8 protein-coding genes are annotated in these 8,408 nt (G+C 68.6%); 4 read left to right on the top strand and 4 right to left on the bottom strand.

Translation table 11 applies throughout. The annotated features are described in order from the left end of the window. Positions 1-82: 82 nt before the first annotated feature. The 4 genes from MHZ35_RS15235 to MHZ35_RS15220 all read right to left on the bottom strand — a co-directional run bounded on the left by MHZ35_RS15235 (position 83) and on the right by MHZ35_RS15220 (position 2,312). Complete coding sequence (locus tag MHZ35_RS15235) at positions 83-403, bottom strand: hypothetical protein (protein ID WP_239436418.1); 321 nt, start codon at positions 401-403, stop codon at positions 83-85. A 466-nt stretch (positions 404-869) separates the two neighbouring features. Further along, complete coding sequence (locus MHZ35_RS15230; protein ID WP_239436417.1) at positions 870-1,817, bottom strand: aldo/keto reductase; 948 nt, start codon at positions 1,815-1,817, stop codon at positions 870-872. Further along, a complete protein-coding gene (locus MHZ35_RS15225; protein WP_132883039.1) occupies positions 1,814-1,999 on the bottom strand; it encodes a hypothetical protein in 186 nt (61 codons plus the stop codon). The genes MHZ35_RS15230 and MHZ35_RS15225 overlap by 4 nt, the downstream gene beginning before the upstream one ends. A 4-nt stretch (positions 2,000-2,003) precedes the next feature. Beyond that, on the bottom strand, positions 2,004-2,312 hold the full coding sequence (locus tag MHZ35_RS15220) for a hypothetical protein (protein ID WP_206432228.1): 309 nt from the start codon (positions 2,310-2,312) through the stop codon (positions 2,004-2,006). 141 nt (positions 2,313-2,453) lie between these two features. On the opposite strand from MHZ35_RS15220, the gene MHZ35_RS15215 reads away from it, so the two are divergent. The 4 genes from MHZ35_RS15215 to metH all read left to right on the top strand — a co-directional run bounded on the left by MHZ35_RS15215 (position 2,454) and on the right by metH (position 8,347). After that, complete coding sequence (locus MHZ35_RS15215) at positions 2,454-3,410, top strand: ArsR/SmtB family transcription factor (protein ID WP_239436416.1); 957 nt, start codon at positions 2,454-2,456, stop codon at positions 3,408-3,410. Beyond that, a complete protein-coding gene (gene metF, locus MHZ35_RS15210) occupies positions 3,407-4,348 on the top strand; it encodes a methylenetetrahydrofolate reductase [NAD(P)H] (RefSeq protein WP_239436415.1) in 942 nt (313 codons plus the stop codon). Before MHZ35_RS15215 ends, metF begins: the two co-directional genes overlap by 4 nt. Positions 4,349-4,473: 125 nt before the next feature. Beyond that, on the top strand, positions 4,474-5,520 hold the full coding sequence (locus tag MHZ35_RS15205) for a homocysteine S-methyltransferase family protein (RefSeq protein ID WP_239436414.1): 1,047 nt from the start codon (positions 4,474-4,476) through the stop codon (positions 5,518-5,520). Positions 5,521-5,668: 148 nt separating this feature from the next. Further along, positions 5,669-8,347, top strand: a complete 2,679-nt coding sequence (gene metH, locus MHZ35_RS15200) for a methionine synthase (RefSeq protein ID WP_239436413.1) — start codon at positions 5,669-5,671, stop codon at positions 8,345-8,347. Positions 8,348-8,408: the final 61 nt, after the last annotated feature.

Here is an 8,408-nt window from a genome sequence, read left to right as displayed (position 1 = left end):
AGACCATCGAACATCGGCGCTTGCAGCACCGCAAGTTCGCCGCCTAACATCAACCCCCTGACGAGGTCCGCACTCCGCTAATCTACGCCGCGAGTTGTGCCGAATGTTCTGACGACGGACAGTTCGGGCCATACGGAAGCCAACGAAAAAACCCGTCCACTTTCCTGGCCCGGTTGATTGATTCGGGTTCCAGAAGGACGATCCCGGCCCGCCCCTTCAGCGGTAGCACGATGTCCACCTCCTGCTGCCGAATGTCTGGCCCGCTTTCGCTTTCGCGTACGAAACCGAATCCGACCCGCACGCTGCTGTCGAGGATCGTCTCGGCCGCCTCCTCATTCGACATCGCGGCGATGGCTGTCCTGTCGCAGGAAGTCGCGGCTGCAGGGCAGGACTGCGCGATCATAAGGGCGCTGAATAGGGTCGCCGCGGTACGAGGATGTGCGGCGACGGAGCGGAGGGCCTTTCTCATTCAGGCACGATAGCACCGATTCCATCTCTCTCCATCGCGGTGGGGATGGAGAGAGGCGCTCTGCCCTGCGGTTCAGCGCTCGATCTAGAAGCGTTCACTGGGAGGTCCATGACCTGGAATCTTCCGATCAGTCCCGCTCCGCCGTCGTCGGCGGCAAGGCTCCTGGGCGCTGCCGTCGTTCTGCTGGGCTCTGGATCCCCGCCTGCGCGGGGATACTGCGAAACAGGGGGCGCTGTCCTATCGGTAACAGCCGTATTCCTGCGCAGGCAGGAATCCAGCGCCAAGCGGGCCAACGACCGGCGGTGCTTGGGACCCTGGGCTCCTGCCTGCGCAGGAGCACGGTCAGGGGTTTCGTAGAGGTCTCGCCTGCGCGGGGATGCGGTTGGCTACGGGAGCGTCGTCAGGCGCCGGCGTTGGTGAGGCGCTCGAGCTGGTCCTTGCTGAGGTCCAGGTCCCAGGAGCCGGTCAGTTCCTCGACCTGCTCGACGCTGGTCGCGCTGGCGATGGGGGCGGTGACGCCGGGCTGGGCGGCGAGCCAGGCGAGCGCGATTTGGGCGAGGGTGGCGCCGGTCTCGGCGGCGACCGTGTCCATCGCCGCCAGCACCGCGGCGCCCTTGCCCTCCAGCAGTTCGGCCATGCCGCCGCCGCGCACGCTCTTCGACAGGTCGTCGCGGCTGCGATACTTGCCGGTGAGAAAGCCCGAGGCGAGGCCGTAATAGGGCGTCACCGCGATGTTGTGCTCGATGCACAGGTTCTGGAGCTCGCCCTCAAACCGGTGGCGGCTGACGAGGTTGTATTCGGGCTGGAACACGTGGATCAGCGGCAGCGCCTCGCGCACGGCGATGTCGATCGCCGACTTCAGCCGCATCGCGTGGAAGTTGGACGCGCCGAGGACGCGCACCTTGCCGGCCTCGACCAGCCGGGCAAAGGCGGCGAGATACTCCTCCTGGGGAACCGCCTCGTCGTCCTGGTGGGCGAAATAGACGTCGATGTGATCGGTGCCGAGCCGCTGGAGCGAGGCTTCGACGGCAGCGGCGATCCGCGCCGGTGCGAGCTTTTCCCCGCCTTCGCCCGGCAGCATGCCGACCTTGGTCGCGAGCAGCACCTGGTCGCGCTTGCCGGTGGCGCGGAGCCACTCGCCGATCACCGTCTCGGACTCGCCGCCCCGGTGGCCGTCGACCCAGGCGGAATAGACGTCGGCGGTGTCGATCATCCGCCCGCCGCGCTCCACAAAGGCGTCGAGGACGCGGAAGCTCGTGTCCTTGTCGGCCGTCCAGCCGAACACGTTGCCGCCCAGCACCAGCGGCGGGGTCTCGAGGTCGGTGGGGCCGAGGGGGCGAGGGGTCATGGCCTGTCCATCTGATTGTCGGCGGCGAGCGCCGCGGCGCTCACGCTGTTGGGGCCGAGCATCTCGGCCGCTTCGTTGAGGGCGCGCGCCTCGTCCGGGCGGATCGCGCCGGGTGCCGCGTCCTCCGGCCCGCCGCAGCCGGCGAGCGCCAGCGGGGCGAGCAGGAGGACGAGGAACCGCATCGCGTCAGTGCTGGAGGTCGTTGCCGGCGTGCTCCAGATGCTCGCCGGTCTCGCGCGTGCCGCGGTCGATCGCACGGCCTGCATCGTCGGCAGCGTTGCCGATCGCGGCGCCGGCGCGGTCGATGCCGTTCTCCGCCGCGTCAAAGGCGCGATCGCTGGCGGCCGCCACGTCGTCGACGGCTTCGCCCATCGTGGCGTTGGCGTCGGCCGCGATGGAATCGGCTGCCTGGCTGGTCTCGTTCTGCGCCTTGTCGCTGCAGGCGGAGAGGGCGAACGCGGCGGCGGCGATCGGAAGCAGAATGGCCTTCTTCATCGGGGGTTCCTCTTTCCTTGACCCTGAAATCATCCGCGGCGCGAACGCACCGGGGGCAGGGTTGTTTCCCTGCCGCAACGGGCGCGTGCAAGCCGTGGCGCGGCGTTGACCCCATATAAAGAAATCTTTATATCACCGGGCATGGCTCCCGCCCTCGACATATTTCGCGCGCTTGCGGACGCGACCCGGCTGCGCATCGTGGCGCTGCTGCGCTCGATGGAGCTGTCGGTGGGCGAGCTGGCGCAGGTGCTGGGGCAGAGCCAGCCGCGCGTATCGCGGCACGTGAAGATTCTGGTCGACGCCGGCCTCGCGGAGCGGCGCAAGGAAGGCAGCTGGGTGTTCGTGGCGCTGGGCGAGGAGGCGCGGATCGCGCCGGTGCTCGCCGCGATCGATGCCTGGACCGGCGAGGGCGATCCCTGGACGCTGGCCGACACCGCGCGGCTCGCAGCGGTGCGCGCCGATCGGGCGCAGGCGGCGGCCGCCTGGTTCGAGGCGCATGCCGGCGAGTGGGACGCGATCCGATCGCTGCACGTGGCCGAGAGCGAGGTCGAGGCGGCGTGCGCGCGGGCGCTGGGGGCGCAGCCGATCGGGACGCTCGTCGACATCGGCACCGGCACCGGCCGGATGCTGGAGCTGTTCGCGCCCCAGGCGGCGCACGCGCTGGGGGTCGACCGTAGTTCGGAAATGCTGCGGCTGGCGCGCGCCAAGCTCTCCGAGCGGGGCCTCGACAAGGCGGAGCTGCGCCAGGCCGATTTCTACCGGCTGCCGCTGTCGGACGAGGATGCGGACGCGGCGATCCTGCACCATGTGCTGCATTTCGCGCAGCACCCCGGCGCCGTGATCGCCGAAGCCGCGCGCGTGCTGGCGAGCGGGGGGCGGCTGCTGATCGTCGACTTCGCGCCGCACGAGCGCGAGGACCTGCGCACGCGCGACGCGCATGCGCGACTTGGATTTTCGGACGAGCAGATGCTCGGCTGGTTCGCCGCCGCCGGGCTCGCGCCCGTGCAGACGGAGACGCTGGAAGGCGGCGAACTGACGGTGAAGCTGTGGCTGGCGCGCAAGACCGGCGCCACCCGGGTGGAGAAGCAGGCGGCATGACGATTTCGGTGAACCAGCTCGAGGAGGCGCGCCGCGCGCTCGACGCGCCGCTGTTCGCGGACATGGCGGGCGACGCCGCGGTCTCGTTCGAGTTCTTCCCGCCCAAGTCGGCGAAGATGGAAGAGACGCTGTGGGACGCGGTGCGCACGCTGGAGCCGCTCAGCCCCCGCTTCGTCTCCGTCACCTATGGCGCGGGCGGATCGACGCGCGAGCGCACCCATGCCACCGTCGCGCGGATCCAGCGCGAGACGAGCCTGGCGGCTGCTGCGCACCTGACTTGCGTCGAGGCCAGCCGCGACGAGATCGACCAGGTGGCCGAGGAATATTGGGCGGCGGGCGTGCGCCACATCGTCGCGCTGCGTGGCGATCCGCCGGTGGCGGGCCAGAAGTTCCAGGCGCATGCGCAAGGCTATGCCAATGCCGCCGAGCTGGTCGCGGGCCTCAAGAAGCTGCACCCGTTCGAGATCTCGGTCGCCGCCTATCCCGAGTGCCATCCGGATTCGGGCACGAAGGCGGAGGACCTGGACAATCTGAAGCGCAAGCTCGACGCGGGTGCGACGCGGGCGATCACCCAATTCTTCTTCACGCCCGAGGCGTTCTTCCGCTTCCGCGACGCAGCGACCGCGGCGGGCATTTCGGCCGAGATCGTGCCGGGGATCCTGCCCGTTTCGAACGTCGCCCAGACGCGCAAGTTCGCGGGCATGTGCGGGGCGGCGATCCCGGACTGGATGGACCGGCTGTTCGAGGGGCTGGACGACCATCCCGCCTCGCGCCAGCTGGTGGCGGCGACGATCGCGGCGGAGATGTGCCGCCGGCTCTATGCGGGCGACGTGCGCCACTTCCACTTCTACACGCTCAACCGCGCCGAGCTGAGCTATGCAATCTGCCACCTGCTCGGGCTGCGGCCGAACAAGGCGGCGGGAGCGGTGGCGGCGTAAGGCGCTTCGCCGCTTCGCACGGCATGCCGCACGTGTTTCGGCATCATCGTGCAGCGGGCGGCGGCGACACGTGCGGATAGATGGGGCCCGAACCAGGTTCAGGGCGACGAGAGAAGGTTGAAGGCATGACTCCCCGCGAAACCCTGCTGGCCGAGGCCGCCAAGCGCGTGCTCATCACCGATGGCGCGTTCGGGACCGAGATCCAGAACTGGAAGCTGTCGGAGGCCGACTACGCCGGCACGCTCGGCCTCTCGCACGACCAGAAGGGCAACAACGACATCCTCGCGCTGACCAAGCCCGAGGTGCCGGAGTCGATCCATCGCGCCTATTTCGAGGCCGGAGCCGACATCGCCGAGACCAACACCTTCTCTGCCAACCGCATCAGCCAGGCCGATTACGGCGCCGCGCATCTGGTGCGCGAGATCAACGTCGAGAGCGCGAGGCTCGCCCGCCGCATCGCCGACGAGTTCCAGGCGAAGGACGGTCGCCCGCGCTTCGTCGCCGGCGCGATCGGGCCGACCAACAAGACGCTGTCGCTGAGCCCCGACGTCAACGATCCCGGTTTCCGCGAGATCGATTTCGATTACCTCAAGGACGTGTACCGCGAGCAGATCGATGCGCTGGTCGAGGGCGGCGCGGACTTCGTGCTGATCGAGACGGTGTTCGATACGCTGAACGCCAAGGCCGGCATCATGGCGGCGATCGAGGCGGGGAACGCGCTTGGTCGCGACCTGCCGATCATGCTGTCGATGACGTTGACCGACCTGTCCGGACGCAACCTGTCGGGGCATACGGTCGAGGCGTTCTGGCATGCAGTGCGCCATGCCAAACCGCTGACCATCGGGCTCAACTGCTCGTTCGGGGCGGAACAGCTGCGGCCGCACGTGAAGACGCTGTCGCAGATCTGCGACACGCTGATCATGGTCTATCCCAACGCCGGCCTTCCCAACGAGCTCGGCGCCTATGACGAGGCGCCGGAGACGACTGCGGGGCTGGTGCGCGACTGGGCGGAGAACGGCCAGGTCAACGTGCTGGGCGGCTGCTGCGGATCGACCCCCGCGCACATCCAGGCGATCGCCGAGGCGGTGCGCGCGCTGCCGCCGCGCAAGATCCCGACGCCGGAAGTGCGGACGCGACTTGCCGGGCTCGAGCCGTTCACCATGGCGGCTTGAGACTAATCCTCCCCGGAACGGGGAGGGGGACCGCGCCCGAAGGGCGTGGTGGAGGGGGCTCTCCGCGAGCGGGCTCCCTGCGGCAACCCCCCTCCACCAGCTTCGCTGGTCCCCCTCCCCGTACCGGGGAGGATCAAGAAGAAGACAGATGAACGCCACCGCCTCCTCCACCAGCTTCGTCAACATCGGCGAGCGCACCAATGTCACCGGCTCGGCGCGCTTCAAGAAGCTGATCATGAACGGCGACTATGCCGCCGCGATCGAGGTCGCGCTCCAGCAGGTGGAGGCGGGCGCGCAGGTGCTGGACGTCAACATGGACGAGGGGCTGCTCGACGCGCACCACGCCATGACGACCTTCCTGAAGCTGATCCAGGCCGAGCCCGACATCGCCCGCATCCCGGTGATGGTCGACAGCTCGAAGTGGGACGTGATCGAGGCGGGGCTGAAGTGCGTTTCCGGCAAGCCGATCGTGAACTCGATCAGCATGAAGGAAGGCGAGGAGATTTTCCTCGAACACGCCCGCAAGTGCATGGCCTATGGTGCCGCGGTCGTGGTGATGGCGTTCGACGAGGTCGGCCAGGCGGACACCAAGGACCGCAAGGTCGAGATCTGCGAGCGCGCCTACAAGCTGCTGGTCGGCATCGGCTTCCCGCCCGAAGACATCATCTTCGATCCCAACGTGTTCGCGGTCGCGACCGGCATCGAGGAGCACAACAACTACGGCGTCGACTTCATCGAGGCGTGCCGCGAGATCAAGGCGCGCTGCCCGCACGTCCATATCTCGGGCGGCCTGTCGAACCTGTCCTTCTCGTTCCGCGGCAACGAGCCGGTGCGCAAGGCGATGCACTCGGTGTTCCTGTACCACGCGATCCCCGCGGGCATGGACATGGCGATCGTCAACGCAGGCCAACTTGAGGTCTATGACCAGATCGAGCCGGAGCTGCGCACGGCGTGCGAGGACGTGATCCTCAACCGCGATCCCGATGCTGGCGAGCGGCTGGTGGCGCTCGCCGAGCGGTTCCGCGGCACCGATGCGGTGGCCGAGAAGCAGGCGGCCGAGTGGCGCAGCTGGGGCGTCGCCAAGCGACTGGAACATGCGCTGGTGAAGGGCATCGACGCCCATGTCGTCGACGATACCGAGGAGGCGCGTCAGCTGTTCGCACGGCCGATCGAGGTCATCGAAGGCCCGCTGATGGACGGCATGAACGTGGTCGGCGACCTGTTCGGATCGGGCAAGATGTTCCTGCCGCAGGTGGTGAAGTCCGCCCGCGTGATGAAGAAGGCGGTGGCGCACCTGCTGCCGTTCATCGAGGCCGCCAAGGAGCCGGGTTCGAAGGGCAAGGGCAAGGTCGTGATGGCGACCGTCAAGGGCGACGTCCACGACATCGGCAAGAACATCGTCGGCGTCGTGCTCCAGTGCAACGGCTTCGAGGTGGTCGACCTGGGCGTGATGGTGCCCTGGTCCAAGATCCTGGAGGCGGCGAACGAGAATGACGCCGACATGATCGGCCTGTCCGGCCTCATCACCCCCTCGCTCGACGAGATGGTGACGGTGGCCGAGGAGATGAAGCGCGCCAAGATGGTGATGCCGCTGCTGATCGGCGGCGCGACCACGTCGAAGGTGCACACCGCGCTACGCATCGCGCCCGCCTATGACGGACCGGTGGTGCATGTGCTCGACGCCAGCCGCGCGGTGGGCGTGGCGACCACGCTGGTGAGCGACACGCAGCGCGACGACTATGTGACCAAGGTGGCCGAGGATTATGCCGCCGTCCGCGCCGCGCGCGAGGGCAAGGGGCAGAGTGCGCTGCTGCCGATCGCGGATGCGCGCGCAGCGGGCTTCGTCGCCGACTTCACGCAGAAGCCGGCGGCTCCTGCGCAGCCCGGCATCCACCAGTTCGACGACTGGGACCTCACCGACCTGCGCGGTTACATCGACTGGACGCCGTTCTTTCGCGCCTGGGAACTGGCCGGCAACTTCCCGGCGATCCTCGACGACGAGATCGTGGGGGAGAGCGCGCGCGGGCTGTACGAAGACGCGCAGAAGATGCTGGACACGATCATCGCCGAGAAGTGGCTGACGGCGCGCGGCGTGGCGGGGCTGTGGCCGTGCCACCGCGACGGCGACGACATCGTGGTGCGCACCCGCCACAGCGACGACCAGGTGAGCCCGGACGGCGCGCACTTCCCGGCCGACCTGCACACGCCGGACCTCAATCCGGCCAACGAGGCGAGCGTGCGCCTGCCGATGCTGCGCCAGCAGATCGCCAAGCGCGAGGGGCGGGCGAACATGTGCCTGGCCGACTTCATCGATCCGGCGGGCGACTGGTTCGGCGGCTTCGCGGTCGGCATCCACGGCATCGACCCGCACATCGCCCGCTTCAAGGCGGCGCACGACGACTATAACGACATCCTACTCAAGGCCCTGGCGGATCGCCTGGCCGAGGCGTTCGCCGAGCGGCTGCACCAGCATGTCCGCACCACCCTGTGGGGCTATGCGCCCGACGAGCAGCTGACCAACGAGGCGCTGGTGCGCGAGCAGTATCGCGGCATCCGCCCGGCGCCCGGCTATCCCGCCTGCCCGGAGCACAGCCTGAAGCCGATGCTGTTCGACATGCTGAACGCGGGCGAGCGCGCGGGCCTGGTGCTGACCGAGAGCTTCGCGATGCTGCCGACGGCGGCGGTGTCCGGCTTCTATTTTGGCCACCCGGACAGCCAGTATTTCGGCGTGGCGCGGATCGGGCGGGACCAGCTGGAGGACTATGCCCGGCGCCGCGGGGTGAGCGTGGAGCAGGCGGAACGCTGGCTGCGGCCGAATTTGGACTGAGGCGGTCCGCCTGCACAGCCGCAGGCGTGCGCGTCCGTGGCTTTGGACTCTCGCGTGCGCG

This window comes from Sphingomonas sp. ACRSK (assembly GCF_022346685.1).
GTDB classification, from domain to species: domain Bacteria; phylum Pseudomonadota; class Alphaproteobacteria; order Sphingomonadales; family Sphingomonadaceae; genus Sphingomonas; species Sphingomonas molluscorum.
The sequence above is the reverse complement of the archived record's forward strand: the minus strand, read 5'-3'. Positions and strand labels throughout refer to the sequence as shown.